Source organism: Mucilaginibacter sp. P5_A4 (genome assembly GCF_056400605.1).
On record NZ_JBFUKX010000001.1, the window covers coordinates 233,807 to 255,911 of the forward strand.

At 41.5% G+C, this 22,105-nt stretch carries 23 protein-coding genes; 11 read left to right on the forward strand and 12 right to left on the reverse strand.

The window, feature by feature from the left end:
- Window positions 1-77: 77 nt before the first annotated feature.
- Window positions 78-1,991, reverse strand: a complete 1,914-nt coding sequence (locus AC1DQW_RS01020) for a TonB family protein (RefSeq protein ID WP_477452426.1) — start codon at window positions 1,989-1,991, stop codon at window positions 78-80.
- A gap of 2 nt (window positions 1,992-1,993) precedes the next feature.
- Window positions 1,994-2,365, reverse strand: a complete 372-nt coding sequence (locus AC1DQW_RS01025; RefSeq protein WP_477400913.1) for a BlaI/MecI/CopY family transcriptional regulator — start codon at window positions 2,363-2,365, stop codon at window positions 1,994-1,996.
- Between the two features lie 167 nt (window positions 2,366-2,532).
- Here AC1DQW_RS01025 and AC1DQW_RS01030 point away from each other — a divergent pair, with 167 nt between their 5' ends.
- Genes AC1DQW_RS01030 through AC1DQW_RS01040 form a run of 3 tightly spaced genes read left to right on the forward strand, consistent with a single transcriptional unit; the run spans window position 2,533 to window position 4,940 of the window.
- The gene (locus tag AC1DQW_RS01030) at window positions 2,533-3,936 is read left to right on the forward strand and encodes an MBL fold metallo-hydrolase RNA specificity domain-containing protein (protein WP_477452427.1); all 1,404 of its coding nucleotides are present in this window, start codon (window positions 2,533-2,535) and stop codon (window positions 3,934-3,936) included.
- A 60-nt stretch (window positions 3,937-3,996) separates the two neighbouring features.
- Window positions 3,997-4,488 carry a type II RES/Xre toxin-antitoxin system antitoxin gene (parS, locus tag AC1DQW_RS01035; RefSeq protein ID WP_477452428.1) on the forward strand — a complete coding sequence of 164 codons (492 nt, stop codon included), beginning with the start codon at window positions 3,997-3,999 and terminating at the stop codon, window positions 4,486-4,488.
- Between the two features lie 2 nt (window positions 4,489-4,490).
- A complete protein-coding gene (locus tag AC1DQW_RS01040; protein ID WP_477452429.1) occupies window positions 4,491-4,940 on the forward strand; it encodes an RES family NAD+ phosphorylase in 450 nt (149 codons plus the stop codon).
- Between the two features lie 305 nt (window positions 4,941-5,245).
- Here the strand turns inward: AC1DQW_RS01040 and AC1DQW_RS01045 are convergent, their stop codons facing one another.
- From AC1DQW_RS01045 to AC1DQW_RS01060, 4 genes are all read right to left on the reverse strand, one after another.
- Window positions 5,246-6,808: a M28 family metallopeptidase gene (locus AC1DQW_RS01045; protein ID WP_477452430.1), complete on the reverse strand. Its 1,563-nt coding sequence runs from the start codon at window positions 6,806-6,808 to the stop codon at window positions 5,246-5,248.
- Between the two features lie 143 nt (window positions 6,809-6,951).
- Entirely contained in the window at window positions 6,952-7,644 is a 693-nt protein-coding gene (locus AC1DQW_RS01050) for a response regulator transcription factor (protein ID WP_477452431.1), read from the reverse strand.
- Window positions 7,645-7,741: 97 nt separating this feature from the next.
- Window positions 7,742-9,541: a sensor histidine kinase gene (locus AC1DQW_RS01055; RefSeq protein ID WP_477452432.1), complete on the reverse strand. Its 1,800-nt coding sequence runs from the start codon at window positions 9,539-9,541 to the stop codon at window positions 7,742-7,744.
- Window positions 9,542-9,713: 172 nt separating this feature from the next.
- Complete coding sequence (locus AC1DQW_RS01060; protein ID WP_477400901.1) at window positions 9,714-10,079, reverse strand: DUF3127 domain-containing protein; 366 nt, start codon at window positions 10,077-10,079, stop codon at window positions 9,714-9,716.
- 82 nt (window positions 10,080-10,161) lie between these two features.
- Here AC1DQW_RS01060 and AC1DQW_RS01065 point away from each other — a divergent pair, with 82 nt between their 5' ends.
- Entirely contained in the window at window positions 10,162-11,334 is a 1,173-nt protein-coding gene (locus AC1DQW_RS01065) for a THUMP domain-containing class I SAM-dependent RNA methyltransferase (RefSeq protein WP_477452433.1), read from the forward strand.
- A 15-nt stretch (window positions 11,335-11,349) separates the two neighbouring features.
- On the forward strand, window positions 11,350-11,847 hold the full coding sequence (locus AC1DQW_RS01070; RefSeq protein ID WP_477413174.1) for a hypothetical protein: 498 nt from the start codon (window positions 11,350-11,352) through the stop codon (window positions 11,845-11,847).
- A 4-nt stretch (window positions 11,848-11,851) separates the two neighbouring features.
- Here the strand turns inward: AC1DQW_RS01070 and cysM are convergent, their stop codons facing one another.
- Window positions 11,852-12,724, reverse strand: a complete 873-nt coding sequence (cysM, locus tag AC1DQW_RS01075) for a cysteine synthase CysM (protein ID WP_477452434.1) — start codon at window positions 12,722-12,724, stop codon at window positions 11,852-11,854.
- A 27-nt stretch (window positions 12,725-12,751) separates the two neighbouring features.
- Window positions 12,752-13,582 carry a serine O-acetyltransferase EpsC gene (epsC, locus tag AC1DQW_RS01080; RefSeq protein ID WP_477452435.1) on the reverse strand — a complete coding sequence of 277 codons (831 nt, stop codon included), beginning with the start codon at window positions 13,580-13,582 and terminating at the stop codon, window positions 12,752-12,754.
- A 242-nt stretch (window positions 13,583-13,824) separates the two neighbouring features.
- Between epsC and AC1DQW_RS01085 the strand changes: the two genes are divergently transcribed.
- The 3 genes from AC1DQW_RS01085 (at window position 13,825) to AC1DQW_RS01095 (ending at window position 16,163) form a co-directional block, all read left to right on the forward strand.
- Window positions 13,825-14,709, forward strand: a complete 885-nt coding sequence (locus tag AC1DQW_RS01085; RefSeq protein ID WP_477452436.1) for a sugar phosphate isomerase/epimerase family protein — start codon at window positions 13,825-13,827, stop codon at window positions 14,707-14,709.
- Between the two features lie 115 nt (window positions 14,710-14,824).
- Entirely contained in the window at window positions 14,825-15,001 is a 177-nt protein-coding gene (locus AC1DQW_RS01090) for a hypothetical protein (protein ID WP_477452437.1), read from the forward strand.
- A 28-nt stretch (window positions 15,002-15,029) separates the two neighbouring features.
- Complete coding sequence (locus tag AC1DQW_RS01095) at window positions 15,030-16,163, forward strand: alpha/beta hydrolase fold domain-containing protein (RefSeq protein WP_477452438.1); 1,134 nt, start codon at window positions 15,030-15,032, stop codon at window positions 16,161-16,163.
- Window positions 16,164-16,297: 134 nt separating this feature from the next.
- Here the strand turns inward: AC1DQW_RS01095 and AC1DQW_RS01100 are convergent, their stop codons facing one another.
- From AC1DQW_RS01100 to AC1DQW_RS01115, 4 genes are all read right to left on the reverse strand, one after another.
- Window positions 16,298-17,644 (reverse strand): MFS transporter, encoded by a 1,347-nt coding sequence (locus tag AC1DQW_RS01100; RefSeq protein ID WP_477452439.1) that lies wholly within the window; start codon window positions 17,642-17,644, stop codon window positions 16,298-16,300.
- Window positions 17,645-17,744: 100 nt separating this feature from the next.
- The gene (locus AC1DQW_RS01105) at window positions 17,745-18,539 is read right to left on the reverse strand and encodes a molybdopterin-dependent oxidoreductase (RefSeq protein WP_477452440.1); all 795 of its coding nucleotides are present in this window, start codon (window positions 18,537-18,539) and stop codon (window positions 17,745-17,747) included.
- Window positions 18,520-19,230, reverse strand: coding sequence for a cytochrome b/b6 domain-containing protein (locus AC1DQW_RS01110; protein WP_477452441.1), 711 nt, complete (start codon window positions 19,228-19,230; stop codon window positions 18,520-18,522). Before AC1DQW_RS01110 ends, AC1DQW_RS01105 begins: the two co-directional genes overlap by 20 nt.
- 94 nt (window positions 19,231-19,324) lie before the next feature.
- On the reverse strand, window positions 19,325-20,122 hold the full coding sequence (locus AC1DQW_RS01115; protein WP_477452442.1) for a DUF1223 domain-containing protein: 798 nt from the start codon (window positions 20,120-20,122) through the stop codon (window positions 19,325-19,327).
- Between the two features lie 256 nt (window positions 20,123-20,378).
- Between AC1DQW_RS01115 and AC1DQW_RS01120 the strand changes: the two genes are divergently transcribed.
- The 3 genes from AC1DQW_RS01120 (at window position 20,379) to AC1DQW_RS01130 (ending at window position 22,058) form a co-directional block, all read left to right on the forward strand.
- Window positions 20,379-20,951, forward strand: a complete 573-nt coding sequence (locus tag AC1DQW_RS01120) for a sigma-70 family RNA polymerase sigma factor (RefSeq protein WP_477452443.1) — start codon at window positions 20,379-20,381, stop codon at window positions 20,949-20,951.
- Between the two features lie 12 nt (window positions 20,952-20,963).
- A complete protein-coding gene (locus tag AC1DQW_RS01125) occupies window positions 20,964-21,242 on the forward strand; it encodes a hypothetical protein (RefSeq protein ID WP_477413197.1) in 279 nt (92 codons plus the stop codon).
- Between the two features lie 171 nt (window positions 21,243-21,413).
- Window positions 21,414-22,058 (forward strand): DNA-3-methyladenine glycosylase family protein, encoded by a 645-nt coding sequence (locus tag AC1DQW_RS01130; RefSeq protein ID WP_477452444.1) that lies wholly within the window; start codon window positions 21,414-21,416, stop codon window positions 22,056-22,058.
- The last annotated feature ends 47 nt before the right edge of the window (window positions 22,059-22,105 follow it).

Below are 22,105 nucleotides of genomic sequence, written 5' to 3' on the forward strand. Positions count from 1 at the left end.
GTACCACTCGCAATGACGCGGGGTTATGTGCTTCATTAGAAGCATAAAATATTAATAAATCAAATTTAAACAGCTTCTTAGCTCTTGTTGTTCTTTGTGGTTATTACAATCACGCCGTTTTTTCCTTTATCACCATAGAGGGCCGTGGCGCTTTTGTCCTTTAAAACGTTGATGCTTTTAATGGTATTTGGATCCATCAGCTTAAGCTGCAGGTCGGTTATGGGGTTGTTGTTGAGCACATACAGCGGTTTGGAACCGGTAGTAAAATTATTGCAGATAAGCGATTCTTTGTAAGTAGCAGCAGTATCCCGCACACTACCCATTTTGTTTTCTGTTGATTTTGCCGGCTTTTTATCGCCGGTAAGTGTAAAGCTAATTGGTATGCTATATTGCACCCTTACTTCCGTATTATCTTGCTTACCGGGAGTCCAGTTTGGCGAGAGTTTGAGTACCCTAACCGCTTCTTCATCCAAATCGGCACTAACACCCCTTAAGATTGCTATATTAGATAATGAGCCATCGGCTTCTACAACAAAGCCACATAGTACGGTTCCCTCTATCCCTTTTTCCCTCGCGCTTTTAGGATACCTGATGTTGGTGCTTAAAAATTTGCCAAGCGCCTCAATACCGCCCGGAAAAGCAGGGAGTTCCTGTACCGAGCTATAAACCTTGTTCGCTACCGGTGTTTGTGCCGCTTCGTCTAATTTAATGCTATCAACATCTAAAGTGAAACTTATAGGAACAGTATACTGTGTTCGTACTTTTATTCCGTTTTGTACACCGGGTTTCCATTTAGGTGAAAGCTTAAGCACACGAACCGATTCGGCATCTATATCTGCACTAACACCTCTTAAAATTTTGATGTGTGATAAAGCTCCATTATCTTCAACAATAAAGGAACAAATTACCCGGCCTTGTATTTTCTTTTCCCTTGCGTCCTGAGGGTACCTGATGTTAACACCTAAAAACCTCCCGAAACCTTGAACACCTCCCGGAAATTCAGGCAATTCCTCTACCGAAGAAAATACCTTGCCGGTATCAGGCTTATCGCTTGTTTTAATAGCCGTAATCGGTTTATTGTTGCCGGGCAGTACAGCAGAAAGGTCTGTTTGCAACGCCGGTGTTATAAATATTTCCTGCGCCTTATCATTAATTGCTGTAAAAGTTTTACTGTTATTAATAGTTGCCGATGATAAAATAAGCATTAGTATAAATAACGGGGCCGAAAGGCCGTATTTGATAAGCGAGATTCGCTGCGATTTATTTTTTTGTAACATGATAATACGTTGTTTTAACAAACTGTGGTTAAAAAACGGATTTACCAGCCGGTGGGCCGGCGCATTAAATGTTTGCTTCAATAGCAGCAGTGCATAATCGGCTTTACTGGTACCGGCCTGCACAGCCTGCCTGTCGGCAATGTATTCGTGAATGTGTTTGATAGAAAACCGGTACAGGTAAACTATCGGATTAAACCAGTTGATGATCATCACCATTTCAATCAACAATACATCGGCCGAGTGCCATTGCTGCGCATGTACCTGCTCATGCGCTTCAATTACTGCATTATCGGGATTGCTTTCATCCAGTTTTATTTGCTTAAAAAATGAGTATGGTACAGCTGCTTTGGGCATCCGCATCACCTTACGGAGTTTGTATAACTGCCAGGTAAGCTTTGCCGATAAAACCAATATTCCGCTTAAATACAAAATGACAAATATTTCGCCCATATTAATATGCCTGTCGTCTATGGGCTTAAAATGGTATTCCATTACCGGGATGCTATAAATAGTATACTTTACCTGTTGTGTAATAAAAAGGTTTTGTACCCAGTTTGCCTGGATAACCGGTATAATAAACGACAATAGTGCTGCCGTTACCAGGTAAACGCGGTTAAGCTGAAAGAAGGTTTCCTTTCGCAGCAATAAAACATAAAACACATAAAACAGCACCAGGTAAATATTTACCAATAATAAATATTGCCACCAATTCATAATTACTTGTCTTTAAGTTTTTCAATCAGTTTCATGATCTCATCTGCCTCTTTCAGGTCGATCTTTTCTTTTTTTACAAAAAACGAAAGCATGCGGTTTACAGAATTATCAAAATAGCCGCTCAGCAGTTTATCCGAAGCAAAATCCTGGTATTGGTCTTTACTTACCACCGGATGATATTGATGGCTTTTTCCAAATGCCGTATGCCCCACAAATCCTTTTGTTTCAAGAATCCTGATAATGGTTGATACGGTATTATAGGCTGGCTTTGGCTCGGGTAATACGTCAATCACATCCTTTACATAGGCCTTTTCCAGTTGCCATAATACCTGCATAATTTGTTCTTCGGCGCGGGTTAATTCTTTAATTTCCATGTGCTTTGTAATAAATATTATTGATGCTTATTTAAAATCACATCAATTATCCAATTGGTTAAACTAAGGTAAATACTATAAACTAAAATAACAACTAAAAACTTAGTTTTATTAACGTTAAACTTTTAATCCTCATCTTCGTTAAGCTATTTCATACTAAATTATCAATGAATATAACCTTTCATGGCGCCGCCCGTAACGTTACCGGCAGCAAGCATCTCATCAGCTTAAAGGATGGTACCAGTATATTATTGGATTGCGGGATGTTCCAGGGCATGGGCGAAGAATCTGATGACCTGAACGAACATTTTGGATTCAATCCACAAAAGGTTGATCATATGGTGCTATCTCATGCGCATATTGATCACTGCGGATTAATTCCGCGTTTAGTTGCCCAAGGCTATAATGGCCCTATTTATTGCACGTCGGCTACAATGGATCTGGCGCGAATTCTGTTGATGGATTCGGCGCATATCCAGATGCAGGATGTTGCCTATATCAACAAGCGCCGGGCGCGTAAAGGTCAACCGTTATTGGAGCCGCTGTATACAGATGAGCAGGCGATGGATGCGCTTAGGCTATTTAAAATTGTTGAATATAAGGAGGAGTTTGAGATTACCCCCCGGGTAAAGCTAAAGTTTACTGATGCCGGCCACATATTAGGCAGCGCGGTAGTGCATTTATCCATATTGGAAGATGGTAAGCCAACCCATATTACTTTTAGCGGCGATGTTGGACGATATGATGACATGCTGTTAAATGATCCGGAGGTATTTGATCAGTCTGATTATATTTTGCTGGAATCAACCTATGGCGATTCGCTGCACAAGGATATCGGGCCTATTGAGGATGCCTTATTGGAGATTATTAAAGAAACCTGCGAGGTTAAGCGGGGTAAAGTGATTATCCCGGCATTTAGTGTTGGGCGAACACAGGAGTTGCTATATGCTTTAAATGCCCTGGAGTTGAGAGGTGTATTGCCCGATCTGCCTTATTTTGTTGATAGTCCGCTATCAGAAAAAGCCACCCAGGTAATCATGGGCCACCCTGAGGTTTATAATAAAGCAGTGAAAGCCGTATTAAAAACCGACCCAAACCCTTTTGGATTTAAAGGACTCCGGTTTATTCAATCAACCGAAGAATCCATTGCCCTGAATGATAACCCAGGCCCATGTGTTATCATTTCCGCATCGGGCATGGCCGAAGCAGGCCGGGTAAAACATCATATTAAAAAAAATATCGGCAATAATAAAAACACTATTTTAATGGTAGGCTACTGTGAGCCCAGCTCATTGGGTGGGCGTTTGCTTAACGGGGATAAGGAAGTTAACATTTTTGGCGAACCATACACAGTTAATGCTGAGGTAAGGTCCATCAGATCGATGAGCGCCCATGGCGATTACGAGGACCTGCTGCATTTTATGGCTTGCCAGGATCCTGAAAAGGTAAAAAGCATTTTTCTTGTTCACGGCGAGTATGAGGTACAACAGTATTTTAGTGGAAAGCTAAAAGAGAAAGGGTTTAAACATATAGAGATACCCTACCAGCATCAGCGGATAGAATTACAATAAATGGAAAAATTTCTTTTATTTATGGAAAAATTTCTATATTTGTTGTAGAGGATAAAACCAATGGCAAAGGTAAAAAAACAAGCAACCCTTAAAAAATCCCCTGTGATTTATAAGGATTTTGAAAAAGTAAGTTATGTTTCTGATTTTGAAGGCGTATATAACCGTCAGCCAAAATACACAGATGCTATCGGCTTGTTAAACCGGTCAAAAAGTGGCTTGGATGCAAAAACCGCGCTTGATTTTTTATCATTATCGGGTTTTACCCAGGATGAATTCCAGGAAACATTTAAAACCACGGTTAAAACTATTCAAAACCATGTTAGCCGCGATTTAAAACTGGATGCCGCCTTAAGCGAAAAACTGCTTAAATCATTTGCGCTATTTGATACCGGTATAGAAATATTCGGCTCGGGCCAGGCATTTCATCAGTGGCTTAATACGCCGGCTTATGGCCTTGGCAACAGGCTGCCTTTTGATATAATGGATACCATAACAGGTATTCAGCTCATCGAAGAAGAGTTGATCCGTATACAATTTGGCGATCTGGCTTAACGATGCTTGTATACCGTATTGCGCTTGCAAAATATTCGGGTAAACTGATAGCATCGGGTAGGGCCGCCAGGTGGAACCCTAATGATGTGGAGATGATATATACGGCGTCATCGCGGTCATTAGCCTGTCTTGAAAACGTTGTTCACCGTAACCAGGTTGGCCTCAACCTCGCTTTTAATGTTATGACCATTGAGGTGCCGGATACCTTACCGGTCATCAGTATTAAAAAGGAAGACCTGCCGCCAGACTGGCAGGAATATGACCGGATGTTGTTTACTCAAAACCTGGGCAATAAATGGATAGCAGACAAGCAGTCGGCTGTATTAGCAGTTCCATCCTCCATTATTGACGAAGAGGTCAACTACCTGATCGACCCTAAGCATGATGATTTTAAATCCATCCGCTTAATTAAAACAGAACCATTTGTATTTGATAAAAGAATAAAGCAATAAAAAAGCGATGCCAAAACAACATCGCTTTTTTTATTGAATTTTTCTTTATAATTCTCAATTTTTCCCGTTTTTTCTTTACTTTTTTTAAATACTTTCCTATCAAATAATCTAATATAATTGATAATCAAAGTATTGATTTTTGCTTTGTTTACGGCTTTTTCGTTTATGGAAATGGTTGAAAATCAGCCATTATAGTGTTCCGTCTTTGTTTTAAACTTTATCTAAATCATTGACAGTCAAACAGAAAGGTGTTCCACCCGTTCCGGTGCGTTCCAGCGTTCCGGTGGAACACTTTAAAATGATACTTAGCGTGCCGGTTGCTGCTTAGGCAACTCTTTACGTGGTATCATTTCGGCACGTTGTGAGGTATTATAAACAAACGAGGCAATAATGGTAGCGGCCTGTTTGAGGTCGTCCTCAATCAGGCGATCGTAAGTATCCTGGTTGCTATGGTGGGTGCGCGAACCATAATCAACAGCATCCTGGATAAACTGGAAGCCCGGGATCCCCACGGCGTCAAACGATTGGTGATCTGTACCGCCTGTGTTACTGATGGTTACCGTTGTAGCGCCCAAATCTTTAAAGGGCTCCAGCCAGGTTTTAAATATTGGCCCTGCAGCCGAATCGCCTTGCAAATAGATCCCCCTTATTTTACCTGTACCGTTATCTAAATTGTAGTATGCCGAAAGCTTCGCCTGCTCTGGTTTTAGCTGCATAGTTTTAGGATCGCCAAAGTGGTTTAACACATAGCCGCGTGAGCCAAATAAGCCCTGCTCCTCTGAACTCCAGAGCGCAATACGAATGGTGCGTTTTGGTTTAAATCCGATAGCTTTTAGTATACGCATAGCCTCCAGCATTACCGCGCTACCGGCGGCATTATCGGTAGCGCCGGTTCCTGCATGCCATGAATCAAGGTGGCCGCCAAGCATAACAACCTGGTCTTTTAACTTTTTATCTGTGCCGGGTATTTCGCCAACTACGTCATAACCCTGCATATCGTCTGTAAAAAACTGTGTTTTTATGTCGGCCTCAACCTGTACCGGTTTACCTGCATTCACCAGGCGTAAAATGCGCTGATAGTCTTCGCTGCTGGTTTCCAGTTCTGGCGCAACCGCTTTAGCTGTATCGGCGTATGAAGCACCGTTTGTGGTAAATACAGTGCCATCTGTGCCTCTTCCCTGGCTTAAAACCAAAGCAACCTTTTCCTGTAACAGAAACTCACCTAAAGACGCCCTGAATGCACGTAGTTTACGCATAGCAGCAAACTGGGGGGAGTTTGGATCAAACGCCCGGCGATCGCGTGCAGGGGGCATAGTTGCCTTTTCCATGGTGGCCAGTTCTTCATCGGTATAACGGGCTGCATCAGATTTAAAAGTACGTTCGGTAAGTGGTTTGGTGTCAAATATCACAACCTTGCCTTGCAGCTTGCCCTTGTATTTTTCCAAATCAATAGCAGAATCGACTTTTACAACCATCACATCACCTTTGATCAATCCGCCGGTGCCAGGTGTCCAGGCTTTGGGGATAGCAATAATAGCGTGATAGTAAGGGACCGTAATAGCGGCATAGTTTTTTTGAACTTCCCAGCCTTTACCAAATTTGCCCCATGGCTCTAATTTGGCGTTTACCATACCCCAGGTTTTCAATTGCTCAACAGCCCAGTTTTGCGCGCGTTTTAATCCCGGAGAATTAGCCAAACGGGGGCCGGATACATCGGTTAGGTAAAAAGCGGTTTCCATCACTTTGGAGTAATTTAAACCCTCGTCACGAATTTTTTGAACTATTGCCGGATCAACGGTTTCCTGTGCAAACAGTTGAGCACTTATGCCCGCAGATAAGAGGCACGAAAAAAGTAGTTTTAGTTTCATAGTTAATAGATAATGAGATCAGTCGATAACAAACCTATTTATTAATCAGCATAAAACCATAACTGTGGCTTAACAAATTTGTTACATGTAAAAGTTTTTGATGGTAACATTATCCATCTTGGGGAAGATATATCCGGCAAGGATTAATTGATAAGCAATTTATAACCCCGGCCATGCACGTTAATGATCTCTACATTAGGGTCATCCTTTAGGTACTTACGGATCTTACTTAAAAACACATCCATGCTGCGGCCATTAAAATAGTTATCATCATGCCAGATGTTAAGGAGTGCTTCTTCGCGGGTAAGTACCTCGTTTTTACGCATGCACAGCAGGCGAAGCAGTTCGGCCTCTTTAGTTGATAATTTCTGATTCGATTCGCCTATGGTGATGATCTGCGAGGTATAATCAAACGAATAACGGCCTATTTTGAAGCTGGTTTGTTTTTCTTCTTCAGATTTTTCGGTTCCGCCGGTACGTTTAAGGAGGGCATTTATGCGCAGTAACAACTCTTCTATACGGAAAGGTTTGGTTATGTAATCATCACCGCCAAGGTTAAAAGCCTGTGTTTTATCCTCTATCATGCTTTTTGCTGTGGCGAAAATGATAGGAACATTAGGATTTATCTTCCTGATATCTTTACCTAAAGTAAAACCATCCTTTTTGGGCATCATTACATCAAGTATCAATAAGTCGTACATCTGTTTGGTGAAAGCACGCAGGCCTTCTTCTCCATCCTTGCACAAAACAACATCGAACTTACCTTTCAGCTGCAGGTAATCCTGCAACAGTAAACCCAAATTGGCATCGTCCTCAACCAGTAGTATTTTCTTCATGTTTTTTTGCCCGGAAGTCCGATATTCGGAAGGTCCGGAAGATTTTATTTCAATTATTTACTTCCGGATTTTACTGTCTCCCGGACTTTCCGACTCCCTACGCCAACCCAAATTTCAATTCAAATTCCGACCCTTTTTCCTTTTCGGATCTTACGCTTATGGTACCATTCAAGCGTTTAACTATGGTGTTTACATAGCTTAAGCCAAGGCCGAAACCTTTTACATCATGAAGGTTTCCTGTTGGAATTCGATAAAACTGTTCAAATATTTTTGTCTGCTGATCGCGGCTCATCCCGATACCTTTATCAGCAACTTTTATAACAACCTGCCCATTCCTGTTAACTGTGCTGATGGTGATTTCCGGATGGTCAACGCTATATTTTATGGCATTGTCAATAAGGTTATACAGCACGTTTGAAAAATGCAGCTCATCAGCTATGATAACGGCATGCTCTGCATCCAGCTCAAGTGTTGTTTTGGCATTGCATTTATGCAGTTTAAGCGTCATGCTATCCAATACAACGGCTATCATATCGTTTACATCAAGTGGTTTTTTGTCGAGCTTAAAATCATTCTTTTCTATACGGGCAATATTAAGTACCCTTTCTATATGGCTTCCTAAACGTTCGTTCTCTTCAAAAATTATGTTGGCAAGGCGCGATACCCGGCTTTGGTCGCTTGTAATTTCGGTATCTTTTAAAGCCTCGCTTGCTATCATGATGGTTGATACAGGGGTTTTAAACTCGTGGGTCATGTTGTTGATGAAGTCTATTTTCATCTCCGATACTTTTTTTTGTTTTAGGATAGAAAATATAGTGTACCCAAAGCAAAAAATCAGCACCAGCAGCAAACCGCCTGTGGTACCCATTGTAGCCGTCATATGGCTTAATATGAGTGAGTTTTTTTGAGGGAATGTAAGCTTTATTTTGCCTGGATCATTGATCACATCCTTACTAAAAATAGGGGTTTGGTAGGTGTTTGCCGCTATAAATACAGGCTTGTTACCTTCCAGATCATTGGCGCTTGAAAATATAAGCGAATCATTATTGGCTGTTGAAACTTCATAGCTAAAAGGCAGGTACACTCCTTTATTATGGAGTTCGAACCGGAGTAGGGAATCAATCCAAAACCGACTTAGGCGTTTGGTTAGCGGCTGCCCGGATTTCCGATAATCTTCTGCCAGATTTTCGATAACGCTAATTTTGCTATTATTTAAATTTTGGAGGGAATCGGTCTCCAGCATTTTTTTGATCTGGTAAACTTGCTTTTCCTTTTGTTTGCGTCTTTGCTCGCGCTCCCAAAGGGGGTTGGGTATAAGTTGCAGTGTCAACTGCTTGCCTATCATTGGGTCCTGGTAAAAATACCTTAGCGTATCATATTTATGTAGCTTTTTGGGTATTTTAATTTTTGTTATGCGTGTTCTTACAGCTTGCGGGGTAAACCTTACATGCACAACCCCAAATTCATCTGTTTGCTCTTCAACGCTGAAATCAATAGTACCCTCCTGCATTAATAAATTGCTCAACTCATCATCCAGCTTTTTGTGCATGATCATTCGTTCAAGGCTATCACGCAAAAGTGCAATCCTTCGTTGTTTATAAGTTGCCTTGTTCTTTGAGTTTAAGTCATATGCCTTGTTTGAATTACTTTTAACAATTTTAATTCCCCCTTCATCTACATCCGTAACTTTATTTTGAGCTCTGGAGCTTAAAAAATTATTGGCATCCTGTTTGGTTACTTTTGATACCACGTTATTGAGCGCCTCGTTAACAGAACGGTCAAATAGTTCGGATTGCATTTGATACGATTGCCTTAAAAAGTATAATTGCATGGCCATTACACCTAAAAGTGCAAGTCCCATTAGTCCAATAATCAATCCTATGCTTCTTTTCTTCATTTGTTAACAAACAAAATTATTTTAAATAACCCAACAAACGGGGGCATTTAACAAAATTTAACAATTGTTAATATACAATAACGATTTGAAGAATAGGGTATTGCTGTTTTATATGTAACAAAAAAAGCCCCTTTAACAAAAGGAGCTTTTAAATATCTAATGAGCAACCCGATTAAAACGGAAGGTCGTCATCATCACTTGATGAGCTGATATCAGCTGCCGGCGCTGCATATTCTGGGGTTGAGGCGGCACCTGCACCCGACAAAACGTTAATTTTCCATAACTGCAATGAGTTGAAATAGCTTTTCTTGCCTGTTTTATCAGTCCATGGACGGCCTTTCAGGTTAAAGAAAACTTCAACGTCGTCACCAATTTTTACGTTGTCCATTAACGCGCAACGATCCTGTATGGCTTCAAACTTTAAATATTCGGGATACTGTGGATTCTCAACATACTCAATTATCAGTTCACGCTTTTTTAGTGACTCTGTTACCTGCTGTGTTGGCGACACCTCATGTACTTTACCTTTAACTTCCATAATCTTAAAAAATTTAAAATGTAAAGTTAATGCTTAGGAAATTAAAATAGGGGCTTTTTAATTCATAAATTCGCAAAATATTATGCAAGTTTTCCACAACGAGAGTAAAATAATAATTACCTGTAATAAAAGGCTGTCGGGCTACCTTCAGCAGGAAGTAGAGGAATTGGGCTATACGCCAACCCGCGTTTTTCAAACCGGGGTTGAGCTCAAGGGCACAGTAACTGATACTATAGCCCTTAATTTAAACCTGCGCTGCGCAAGCCAGGTGCTTTACCTTATAAAAAGCTTTAAGGCCGATGACCCTAAGCAGCTATATGATGAACTGGTAACCATTGAATGGGAGATGTTAATAGATTTTAGCGGATATTTTTCTGTAACATCAAACGTTAATAACGAGCATATACTTACGCCATTGTTTGCCAATGTGAAAGTAAAGGATGCCATTGTTGACAGAATTAAATCTGTAAAAGACATCAGGCCAAATTCTGGCTCGGAGGCAAATAAGACGCTGGTACACCTTTACTGGCAGGATAGTGATGCGGATATTTTTATGGATACATCGGGCGAAACACTTGCCAAGCATAGTTACCGTAAAATACCGGGTAAGGCTCCTATGCTGGAAGCTTTAGCCACATCAACCATAATGGCCACCAATTGGGATAGGAAGAGTACTTTCATTAACCCCATGTGCGGATCTGGCACACTGGCTATTGAAGCAGCCTTGCTGGCTACAGATAAACATCCGGGCTTATTTAGGATGAACTATGGTTTTATGCATATTATGGGTTATGACGAGACCGTGTTTTTTGCCGAACGCCGCAAATTAAAAGATAAGGCAAAAAAAGAAACCGGCTTTAAAATTATAGCTACCGATATATCTGAAGACGCGATTGATATCGCACAAAAAAATGCAAAAACAGCTGGTGTAGAACATTTGATTGATTTTGCTGTTTGTGACTTCGAAGACACTGAAGTGCCCGGGGATGCTGGTGTTGTAATGTTTAACCCGGAATATGGTGAGCGTTTAGGCGTACACAGCAAACTGGAGGTTACCTACAAAAGAATGGGTGATTTCCTGAAAAAGAAATGCCTGGGATATAGGGGATATGTTTTTACCGGCAATCCCGACCTGGCGAAAAAGATAGGTTTGCGCCCGTCAAGAAGAATAGAATTTTACAATGGCAAGCTGGATTGCCGCTTATTTGAGTATGAGCTGTATGAAGGAAGCAAAAGAGAACCCAAAGAAGAATAACCAAAAAAAGAATAAATGAAAAAGATCATATTAATTGTCGCCGCCGTTTTATCTTCAGTTTATAGTATGGCTCAAACAGAGCAGGTATTCCCTTTCCAGGGAGGAGCTCCGGTAATGACCTCCTTTTTCAGGGATAGCCTGAAAGTATCGCCCGAGATAGTTAGCAAGAAGGCAACCGGAACAGCCGTTTTTAAATTTACAGCTGATGAAAAGGGTACTATTAAAAGAATTGTTGTTTATTATGCTGATGATTACATATTAACTACTCCGGTTATTGAAGCGCTTAAAAAATCCAATCATAAATGGATCATTCCCGATCATGAAAAAGCACATGATTTTGTGATCCCGTTTTCGATAGGATTTAATCAGCCGCCTATCCCAAGTAAAGCTTTGTTGAAAGAGGTTTATGAATTTTATGCTAAACGCAAGCCTATCTTATCAACCAACCAGGTGCCTATGGATAATGCTACCTTGCTGCCAACAGTGGTTATCAATTACGATTTAGGTAAGTAATAAACTACCCGAAAAGCTCGCTGCTTAAATACCGGTCGCCGCGATCACAGCAGATAAACACAATTACGCCTTCTTTTAATTCAGTAGCTAATTTTATGGCTGCTGATAAGGCGCCGCCACTGCTCATGCCCGCGAACACACCTTCAACCTTAGCCAGTTTACGGGCCATTTGGGTAGCCTCTTCTTCAGAGATATCCATCACCCTGTCAACTCTTGAAGCATCAAATATTTTTGGCAGGTAAGCAGCCGACCACCTGCGGATTCCCGGGATAGATGAGCCTTCAGTAGGTTGGCAGCCCACTATCTGTATACTGGGGTTTTGTTTTTTAAGGTATATGGAGCAGCCCATAATGGTGCCTGTTGTACCCATTGCGCTTACAAAATGGGTTATTTTGCCTTCAGTGTCCCGCCAAATCTCGGGTCCCGTAGTTTTAATATGAGCTCCGTAATTATCTGGATTTGCAAACTGGTTTACTAAATAGAATTCACCGGTAGCTGCTTTTTCTTCGGCATAATCACGGCAAAGTTCAATGCCTTCCAGCAAGGTTACTTTAGCTCCAAAAGCCTCCATAGTAAGCGTTCGTTCGCGGGTGGAATTTGATGGCATTACCAGCTCAATTTCCAGGTCAAACAGGCGGGCTATCATAGCCAGTGCAATACCGGTATTGCCGCTGGTAGCTTCAATAAGCTTAGTGCCCGGCTTAATATCGCCACGTTCAATAGCACTGCGGATCATGTTGAGGGATGCACGGTCCTTAACACTGCCGCCGGGATTATTGCCCTCCAGCTTGGCAAATATTTGTACGTTGGGATTAGGGTTTAGCTTTTTTATTTCAACCATAGGCGTATTGCCTATCAGATCAATCAGTGCAGCCATAATTTGTTTCGTTGTAGGAGATGTAATTTATCTATTTTCTCCAAAGATCCGCCTGCTTAACTTTTTAAGTATGCGGATGTTTGGTGTGTGGTATACCCTTGAGTTAGGGGGAAGGCTTTTGGTAAGCCAAACATTGCCCCCAATTATACTATTATTGCCAATAACCGTTTCACCACCCAGTATAGTAGCTCCCGAGTATATAACTACATTATCCTCAACCGTAGGATGACGTTTAGTGAATGCCATACTTTTATCAACACTTAAAGCACCAAGGGTAACACCCTGGTATAATTTTACGTGTGAGCCGATACTGCAACTTTCGCCTATGACAATTCCAGTACCATGATCTATATAAAAATACTCGCCGATAACTGCCGCCGGATGTATATCAATACCTGTTTTGGAGTGGCCATATTCGGTTAATATCCTCGGGATTAAGGGAACATCACTTACATATAAACGATGCGCCAGCCGATACAGCGAAATAGCAAAAAAGCCAGGATAGGTTCTGATAACCTCAAACTCGCTGCGTGCAGCCGGGTCTCCATTAAATATGGCCTGGATATCTGTGTTGAGTACCTGGTAAAGTTGCGGCAGTTGTTCAAAAAAAACAGCAGCACGCTTCTTATTATCACAATCGCCGCAGGCTTTTGTGGCCTCCATGATACTGTAAAGTTCGGCCTCCAGTAAAACAAACTCCGCCTTCAACTCATCAACAGTTGCAAACATTTTTGCGGTTTGTTCAGGGTACAATAAATGAATGACCCGTAGCGCCCACCTGGTAATTTCCTTATTTGAAGGGATATACTCAAGTTTTTGCTGCTTGTTAAAAATTTGCTGATAAAACTCCGGACTCATGTTTTACGACTGGGTGTTTATGATAAACAACTATTTACACTGCAAGTTTATGGAAAAGAATCTTGTTTATATGTAAAAAGGTCTACTTAATTGATGGATATAATAATACAGGAATACTATTTATACCGAAATGGTAACAATTATTATATATTCTTCTAAACCATTCAAATTATTTCAAGTCTTTGGTTTTGGTACGGCTAATACGCTATATTTACAGTAACCAATTACTAAAACGAAAAACAATGACTACCAGACGCTCATTTCTCAAAACTTCGGCGGTGTTTACAGCCGGGCTTTTAGCAGCGCCCCGCTTATTTGCTTACGACAAAAAACAAATAGGCTTGCAGCTTTATACAGTACGCGATGCAATGGCAAAAGACCCAATAGCCGCATTGGCTAAAGTAGCCAAATTAGGGTTTACCTCTGTTGAGGGGGCTACTTATACAGGCTCCCAATTATTTTATGGCATGAACGCCAAAGGATTTTTAAGTGTTTTAAACCAGGAAGGCCTGATCATGCCAAGTGCGCATTATCGCCTTGGTGAGGAACTGGTTAACGGTGAATCGCAAAAAGGCACTATTTTAAACGACTGGAAAAAAGCCGTTGACGATGCCGCTGCGGTAGGCGTTAAATATATGGTATGCGCTTATTTATCCCAATCGGAGCGTGGTGACCTTGATCATTATAAAAATATAGCCAATATGCTTGATGTTGCAGGTGATACCTGTAAAAGTGCGGGGATACAGCTATGCTACCACAACCATGATTTTGAATTTGTGCAGCAGGATGGAAAATATCCTTATGAGATATTATTGACCAACACCGACCCCAACCTGGTAAAAATGGAAATGGACCTGTACTGGACAACCAAAGCAGGGCAAGACCCCATAGCATTGTTCAATAAATATCCTGGTCGTTTCCCACTGTTGCATGTTAAGGATATGGACAAAACTCCTGAAAAGAAGTTTACAGAAGTAGGCAATGGTGTTATCGATTTTAAAAAGATTTTGGCACAATCAAAAAAAGCAGGCATGAAATACTTTTTTGTTGAGCAGGATGTATGCCCCGGCGATCCGTTTGACAGTATTGCGCAAAGTATTGGCTACATTAAAAAGAACCTGGTATAAAAATTTTGTTATAAGCGTAAAATATAGGCCATCACATACCCAAACAGTGTGATGGCTCTTTTATTTTTACCTGGGTTAAAATCGCTTGCAATCAAAATTTTTGTACATTATAGAGATGAACACCACCATAATAAAATATTTGCTCATTATTCTGGCTGTTTCGTTCCTATTTTCGTGCGTGGCACAGGCCCAAACAGATAAAGAATTATTAGCAGGCAATTCTTTGCCAGATGCCAAAGCCTGGAAAATGGTAACGGGCAGGGCTAAAACAATGGTAACGTGTGGATCGTAAGCGAATATTTATTTCATAAAAAAGCCGCATGATCCGTTTTATAATCTGCATTTTACTATTGCTCATATCGTCACTTACTATTTTAAAAGCATTCGAATTACATATATGGATGCTTGCCATTATTGCAACCGAGTTTTGCTGGATATTTATCATACTTACTTTGATAACCCTGTTAGCCGGTTTTTACACCTCAAAACACCAGCTCGCCGGTACCATCGCCGGTATTATAGCCTTGGTGTTATTTACGTCTCCAATAGTAAGCGCTTACCATTTAGCAGGCAGTTTAAAACAAAATTTCCAGGCTGCGTTTGGGCCTGGCAGCACTGTTATTGATGGGATTGATACCCAGCCTCCGTACAGTTTCTGGAATATGTTTAAGAGCAATAAAGAGGTTGCAGGCAGGACTATCATTTATAACAGCTCCCCGGGCTTAAACTTGCATATGGATTATTTTCCATCTCAAAGAGTTGGCAACAGGCCCTGCGTTGTAATAGTTCACGGAGGCTCCTGGAGTAAAGGAGATAGTAAGCAATTACCAGAGCTAAACAGCTACCTGGCCGTAGCGGGCTATAATGTGGCCGCCATAACCTATCGCCTTGCACCTAAATATCAAACCCCTGCTCCTGTAGAGGACGTTCGCAACGCAATAGCCTACTTGCGCAAGCATGCGGCCGAATTAAATATTGATACCAATAATTTTGTGTTACTGGGCCGTTCGGCCGGGGCGCAGATAGCTTTACTGGCTGCTTATACATTGCATGAGCCGGGTTTAAAAGCTGTGATTGACTATTATGGCCCGGCCGACATGGTTTGGGGATATTCCATACCAACAAGTCCACTGATTATGGATTCACGTAAGGTGATGCGTGATTATATCGGCGGCAGCTACCAGGAGGTTCCTCATAAATTTGCAGCTTGCTCGCCGCTTGAATTTGTGAGCAGGCATTCTTTGCCTACTTTAATTATCCATGGAGATAACGATGTACTTGTATCGCCCGAGCATAGCCGCCGATTGAATTTAAAGCTTGAACAAAACGGCATCAGGCATTTTTTACTGAAGCTGCCCTGGGCTACCCATGGCTTTGATTATAATTTAAACGGCCCGGGCGGTCAGCTGGCTACCTATACTGTTGAGCGCTTTTTAAATACGGTGACCAAATAAATATATTGAACGGCCTTTGATGAAAAGCTCACCCGCAAATGGAACCCTTGCCTGCACGGTTGCGGGGCGGGTTTCGAAAGGTCAGCGTATAAGGCATTTGGTATATACAATACTAATTCACTTAATAAACCCAATCAACCCTTTACCCTTGCCTCTTTAAACCTGCTAAAAAATACAATAGCCAGCAGGCATAGTACACAGCCACAGATACCGTTAAGGCGCAGACCATAATCATGTCCAGGGTCTTTTCCGTACACTGTTAAAAATGCAAACAGGGCTATTCCCAGTGTTTGCCCTAATTTTACAAACAGGTATTTTACTGCAAAAAACATCCCTTCGCTGTTTTCGCCGGTTCGTTCAGCATCGCTCTGGGCTATTTCGGCAAGTATTGCATTGGGTAATATGCCCAGCGAGGCCAGCGGGAAAGAAGCGCTTAGCACCAGCATATAAATTTGCGCGGTTGGCGATATCGGAAATTTACCCAGGAAAAATATCGCCACAAAAATGAGGCTCAGCAGGCCAAAGGAAAAAAGCACAATGGGTTTTTTTCCTATTTTTTTTGACAGGTAATTAATGAACGGATAAAATACAAGCGAAAATAATACCATAGATCCCATCAGTATGCCCCCCATAGATTCTGGCAGGTGTAGTAATACTGTCAGGAAGAACAATAATCCACTTGATATGATACTCAATGACATATAGTACGAGAAATCCGAGATCAGGTAGTATTTAAAATTACGGTTGCCGAAGGTTTTCCCGATAGCTGCCAGCAAAGGCAAATGAGAGGGAGTAATGTTTGAATACTTTTTTTCCTCAATAGCTAAAACCGGGATTAGCATAATCAGGCCTGCAAAGCCACATAACCCCCAAATAGTATGCTGCACAGCTGAATTGCGATCTGTTACATGAAAAATGTGTTGCACCAAATCGGCAAAGTTATTCACCAATGCCGATATAATGATACCTATAACAAAACCTACCTGTTGCAGGGATGAAAGTTTTACCTTTTCGGCAGCGGTATTTGTAAGCTCGGGCAATAAGGCATTATAGGGGATAATGTAGCTGGTGGCGGCCATAAAAAAGCATACAAGCGTGAACGAGATCCAGGCTGCATTGTCTATACTTTCGGCCTTTACAAGGGGGCAAAACGTTAGCGCGCAAAAAACAACAGCCGGTAAAATTGTCCATTTCATAAATGGTATTCTACGGCCCCTGGGGTTGGTGCTTTTATCGCTCAATGAGGCAATTAAGGGGTCAAAAACTGCATCAACAAACCGACCCGAAGCCGCAATGATCGACATGATGTTAAGCACGCCAAATACCAGCAATTGCGGTACAAGCGGAATTAATCCCGAGTTGGAGGGAGGCAGATAAAAATACGGCAGCATCACAATTATTATATTGGTCATGATACTCCAGCCTATCATCCCGCAGGCATAAGCAAGCTGTTTTGAAAGAGGGAATTTGGCAACCAGCATTTTGTGCAATATGCAAATATTAACTCAATAGCGGCAATAAACTTCTTTACAAGGCCCTATTTTATTCACATTTACTTAGCTGGTAAAGCCCGGCAGGTAGTTACAATCCCGAGTAATAATCGTAACCCCGCTCGGCCCAATAGTCGTGGGGGCGCTTATCGCTAAAAGAGATGCTGCCTATACGTTTCAGGTTTTTTATGCCGTATTTAACCGGGATTATAAGTCTTAATGGTGCGCCATGTTTTGGTTGCAATGGTTTTTCATTCATCTCGTAAGCCAGCATTGTTTGTGGGTGCAAGGCACTGGGCATATCAATACCAACGTAGTATCCGTTATCCGGAGTTTCCATCCCAACATATTCCAGCCTGGTTTGATCATCCAGTTTAAAATGAGCTATAAAATCGCTGAACTTAACACCACCCCAATGCGAGATCTGGTCCCAGCCTTCAACGCATTTAAAATCAAAAATGATATCGGTTTTGGGCAGGGCTTTAATATCATCCAGGCTGATGTTCAGCACCTCGCCGGATTGTTTTTTTACCTGCAGTCTCCAGGTTGCTATATCTATTTTCCCTCCCGATCCTATGTCGCTGTTATGGCGCACATTTTTGGCGGCCATTTCTTTTGGATAGGTTTTTACCAGGTGATTATTACTGAAAAAATTACGGAAAACCAGCTCGGTTTTATTCAAAGCCCTTCGTAAAGGTTTATGTGCGCCTGTGGTAATGCCTGTAGCTTCATTGGGCGAGTTATATAGCCATTTCCAGCCACCATAAGCAGCTCCCGATAGTACGATGAAACTGCCAAATGATATAAAATTACGCCTCGTGATCTTTTGCTCAACCGTAAGCGTTTTTTTGGGAGCTTTATTTTTTTTACTGAATGGGTTTTTCATCGGTTGGAGTTGGGGTTTCACTAATTGGTTTGGGATCAGGCTCATTTACCACTTCAAACCCGGATATAACCGATCTGAAATTGTTCCACCCTGCAAGCAGCACCTGTACTATGTGGATCAAAAAGAAAAACACATAGCCGATGGTAAGGGCGAAATGCAGGATGCGTGCAAAATGATATCCGCCGCAAATCCAGGTTAAATAATAAAACTGAACGGGTTTATAAATGGCCAGCCCGGTTATTAACGAGCCAAAGCCCATCACTATAATTGCTGTATATGCAATGCGCTGGGCTGCGTTATACTTATTTTGGGGCGGGGCCATTTTCCTGATGTGCAGGTCGTGAAGCAATACCAGCCATGCCTCTTTAAACGATTTTTTTTGCGGAACAAGCTCACGCCACTCGCCCGATATAATGGTGTATAGTATATACACTAAACCGTTAAGGGCAAAGGCCCACATAAACAGGAAATGAAAGGCCATACCTTCGGCCAGGCGATGCGGTATGTTAAAAGTTTTATAAAACCCCGCCGGGAAAAAGCTAAAAAATGTATGCCCGAACAATGTTATTTTATACTCGTCGTTGGCCCAGTAAATTAGCATCCCGCTCCATATCATAATGGTGAGTATCGGGAAGTTTACCCAATGTGTCCACCGCATGGCTAAAGGATGTTTTTCTTTTATTACTTTCATTTAAAGAGGAGTTTTGGTTGGTAAAAATACCTGTAACCGGTTAATTTAAACAGGTACAGGCCACATTAATAAAGTGAAAACAAACAACAATACATTATTTACCCGCGCTATTAGTATCAAATGATGATTTGGCCGCAGCTGAAATTGCACCGTTACCTGTATTTTGTACAAAGCCGATCACTTCAAATCCCTGCAGGTTAAAACCTTCGGGCAGGGCAATGGTAGCGTAACCCTTTCCGCCGGCACTTATTGGCAAACTTTGCATTTTGCGAACAATTTGTACATGCGATAATGTTCGGCCTCCGTTTTCACCGCGTTGTACTTTTGTTTGCGCAGCTTTTTGTACAAGAGCCAAAAACAGGATAGTATTCTTTTCTGCCCCTTCGGTATGGTACTGTATGGTAACATGATCCTGGTTTTTTTGAGCATTAAGGGTTAGTGTACCGGTTGGGGCTGTACGCAAGCCAGCGGTGATAGCATTGCGTAGTATGCCTTCCTGCGATCCTACAAATTCTTTTTTGCCATTAACCACAATCTGTGGTGTATAAACCGATTGTAGCTTTAACCAGCTGGCATACTTATTTTGTCTTTTTGAATAATCGGCACTGCTAAAAACATCTTTCCAGCCCAGGCGGTTCCAATAATCAACATGATAGGCCAGTATATAAACCTGCTTGTCGCTGGCTTCTTTCTGTATTCGTGCCAATAGTTCATCAGCCGCCGGGCAGCTGGAGCAGCCTTCTGATGTAAACAGTTCAATTACCGCAAAACCATTACCTGCTTTTTCAACCACACTTTTTTTAATATCGCTTTTATGATTGATAAATGCCACCGACACCAAAATTACAATTGCAAGGCAGGTGGTAAGGGCAAATATTTTGATTGATCTCATATTTTAATAATTTGATATACGTTTTTATGGCTTAGTCGGGTTGCTGTTCACAACCTTACAAAAAAATAATTTTTTGTGCCCGATCAAGGGGCCGGGCATAACCGTCTATGTTTAAATAAATTATAATCAGTTAGATATATGTAAATTTAACAACAAATCCCCATTGTATCGGCGAACAAAAAAAATGAAAATTTATCGTAAGGGTTTGCCATTGTTACCGACTAATGGAATAAAACATTCATGAATAAATGTGTTAATGGCTACTGAAAAGCAATTATTAGATCCCCGGCATTGGGTTGAAGCGTACGCCGATTATCTATATGGCTATGCACTGCCACGCTTAAATGATGAAGAGGAGGCTAAAGACCTGGTCCAGGAAACGTTTTTAGCTGCCCTTGAAAGGAAAGAGAAATTTGAAGGTAAAAGTTCTGAACGTACCTGGCTAACCGCCATACTGAAAAACAAGATAATTGACGTTTACCGAAAAAGATCATCGTGTTTAAAACTGACAGCTGTTAAAGAGGCCGAAGGGGAACTGCAGGATTTTTTTAATGCTGATGACGGGCACTGGAATAAAACTCACACACCCCAACCCTTTGGCATAGAAAATCAGGATCCCTTACAGAGTAAGGAGTTTAACGGCATCTTTCAAAAATGTATGCAAAAGCTGCCAGCCTTATGGATGGCCGTTTTTACCATGAAACATATTGATGATGCGGCTACTGATATTATTTGCAGCGAGCTTAAAATTTCGCAGGCCAACTTTTGGGTGATCATTCACCGGGCCAAATTGAACCTGAGGGCGTGTTTACAAAGAAACTGGATCTAAAAATTTAGCTATATGAACCCACTGAAAAAAATACAATATAACTGCAGGCAGGCTACTTTTCTGATCGAGAAAAAACAGCTCAAAAAGTTAAGCTTTCGCGAGGTTATTGAATTAAGGATCCACCAGGCGGGGTGCTCGGCTTGCAGATTGTATGATACTCAAAGCAGGTTTATTCAACAGATGGCGCAAAAGCTTTTTCATGATTCAGTGCATTCATCGGCATCACCACTTGATGACGGTTTTAAGCAAGAGCTGCAGGGGCGGATTGAAGAAGAACTCAATAAAAAATAAAATATCTTGTTGCCCCCGGCAAGATTAAGGGCGAAATGCTAAGTGGTTTTTGTTTTTTGATTGCTGGAGAACGGTAATTGTCTCCTTTTTTTATGTGACTTTTAAACGGGGCTTCCTATATTTACCATTAACCTGGATAAAATAATTGTAAAACAGGCTGATTAGTTTACCATGTTTAAGCAGTTTAACCACGCCAACTACCATGCTATTTGTGATGAACTTGCCTCGGCCGATCCCGACCTGGCTGCTATCATCGATACCTATGGCTATCCGCCACTATGGTCGAGGCCCAACACATTTGAAACGCTGGTGCATATTATCCTGGAGCAGCAGGTATCGCTTGCGTCGGCACTATCTGCATTAAATAAACTGCGGGAGCGTGTGCAGGAAATAACCCCGGCGAGGGTGTTGTTATTAACCGACGAAGAATTTAAAGCCAGCTATTTTAGCCGGCAGAAAACTACCTATACCAAATACCTGGCCGAGGCCATCATCAGCGGGCAGATTAATTTAACAGAACTGGAACAACTGCCCGATGAGGTAGTCCGCGCCAAACTAATTGCCCTCAAAGGCATTGGCAACTGGACTGCCGATGTTTATTTGATGTTTGTATTACAGCATACAGATATATTTCCTATTGGTGACCTTGCAGCGGTGAATGCGCTAAAAAGAGTGAAAAAACTACCAAAGGAAATTTCAAGGGACGAAATGATAGCAATAGCAGAACAATGGGCGCCTTATAAAACTATTGCAAGCATGTTGTTGTGGCATTATTATTTAGCCTCACCCAAACCCTCTCCAAAAGAGAGGGCTTAAAAAAAAAGCCACTTTGCAATCTGCAAAATGGCTTCGAAAATTAAATG

Bases quoted from the DNA above. Each gene is read 5' to 3' on its own strand.
- AC1DQW_RS01050 (WP_477452431.1), bottom strand. From the start codon at position 7,644: ATGAAGAAAATACTACTGGTTGAGGACGATGCCAATTTGGGTTTACTG.
- AC1DQW_RS01120 (WP_477452443.1), top strand. From the start codon at position 20,379: ATGGCTACTGAAAAGCAATTATTAGATCCCCGGCATTGGGTTGAAGCG.
- cysM (WP_477452434.1), bottom strand. From the start codon at position 12,724: ATGGCTGCACTGATTGATCTGATAGGCAATACGCCTATGGTTGAAATA.
- AC1DQW_RS01070 (WP_477413174.1), top strand. From the start codon at position 11,350: ATGAAAAAGATCATATTAATTGTCGCCGCCGTTTTATCTTCAGTTTAT.
- AC1DQW_RS01125 (WP_477413197.1), top strand. From the start codon at position 20,964: ATGAACCCACTGAAAAAAATACAATATAACTGCAGGCAGGCTACTTTT.
- parS (WP_477452428.1), top strand. From the start codon at position 3,997: ATGGCAAAGGTAAAAAAACAAGCAACCCTTAAAAAATCCCCTGTGATT.
- AC1DQW_RS01055 (WP_477452432.1), bottom strand. From the start codon at position 9,541: ATGAAGAAAAGAAGCATAGGATTGATTATTGGACTAATGGGACTTGCA.
- AC1DQW_RS01100 (WP_477452439.1), bottom strand. From the start codon at position 17,644: ATGCTGGTTGCCAAATTCCCTCTTTCAAAACAGCTTGCTTATGCCTGC.
- AC1DQW_RS01060 (WP_477400901.1), bottom strand. From the start codon at position 10,079: ATGGAAGTTAAAGGTAAAGTACATGAGGTGTCGCCAACACAGCAGGTA.
- AC1DQW_RS01020 (WP_477452426.1), bottom strand. From the start codon at position 1,991: ATGAATTGGTGGCAATATTTATTATTGGTAAATATTTACCTGGTGCTG.
- AC1DQW_RS01095 (WP_477452438.1), top strand. From the start codon at position 15,030: ATGATCCGTTTTATAATCTGCATTTTACTATTGCTCATATCGTCACTT.
- AC1DQW_RS01110 (WP_477452441.1), bottom strand. From the start codon at position 19,230: ATGAAAGTAATAAAAGAAAAACATCCTTTAGCCATGCGGTGGACACAT.
- AC1DQW_RS01105 (WP_477452440.1), bottom strand. From the start codon at position 18,539: ATGAAAAACCCATTCAGTAAAAAAAATAAAGCTCCCAAAAAAACGCTT.
- AC1DQW_RS01030 (WP_477452427.1), top strand. From the start codon at position 2,533: ATGAATATAACCTTTCATGGCGCCGCCCGTAACGTTACCGGCAGCAAG.
- AC1DQW_RS01065 (WP_477452433.1), top strand. From the start codon at position 10,162: ATGCAAGTTTTCCACAACGAGAGTAAAATAATAATTACCTGTAATAAA.
- AC1DQW_RS01115 (WP_477452442.1), bottom strand. From the start codon at position 20,122: ATGAGATCAATCAAAATATTTGCCCTTACCACCTGCCTTGCAATTGTA.
- AC1DQW_RS01025 (WP_477400913.1), bottom strand. From the start codon at position 2,365: ATGGAAATTAAAGAATTAACCCGCGCCGAAGAACAAATTATGCAGGTA.
- AC1DQW_RS01045 (WP_477452430.1), bottom strand. From the start codon at position 6,808: ATGAAACTAAAACTACTTTTTTCGTGCCTCTTATCTGCGGGCATAAGT.
- AC1DQW_RS01130 (WP_477452444.1), top strand. From the start codon at position 21,414: ATGTTTAAGCAGTTTAACCACGCCAACTACCATGCTATTTGTGATGAA.
- AC1DQW_RS01040 (WP_477452429.1), top strand. From the start codon at position 4,491: ATGCTTGTATACCGTATTGCGCTTGCAAAATATTCGGGTAAACTGATA.
- AC1DQW_RS01085 (WP_477452436.1), top strand. From the start codon at position 13,825: ATGACTACCAGACGCTCATTTCTCAAAACTTCGGCGGTGTTTACAGCC.
- AC1DQW_RS01090 (WP_477452437.1), top strand. From the start codon at position 14,825: ATGAACACCACCATAATAAAATATTTGCTCATTATTCTGGCTGTTTCG.
- epsC (WP_477452435.1), bottom strand. From the start codon at position 13,582: ATGAGTCCGGAGTTTTATCAGCAAATTTTTAACAAGCAGCAAAAACTT.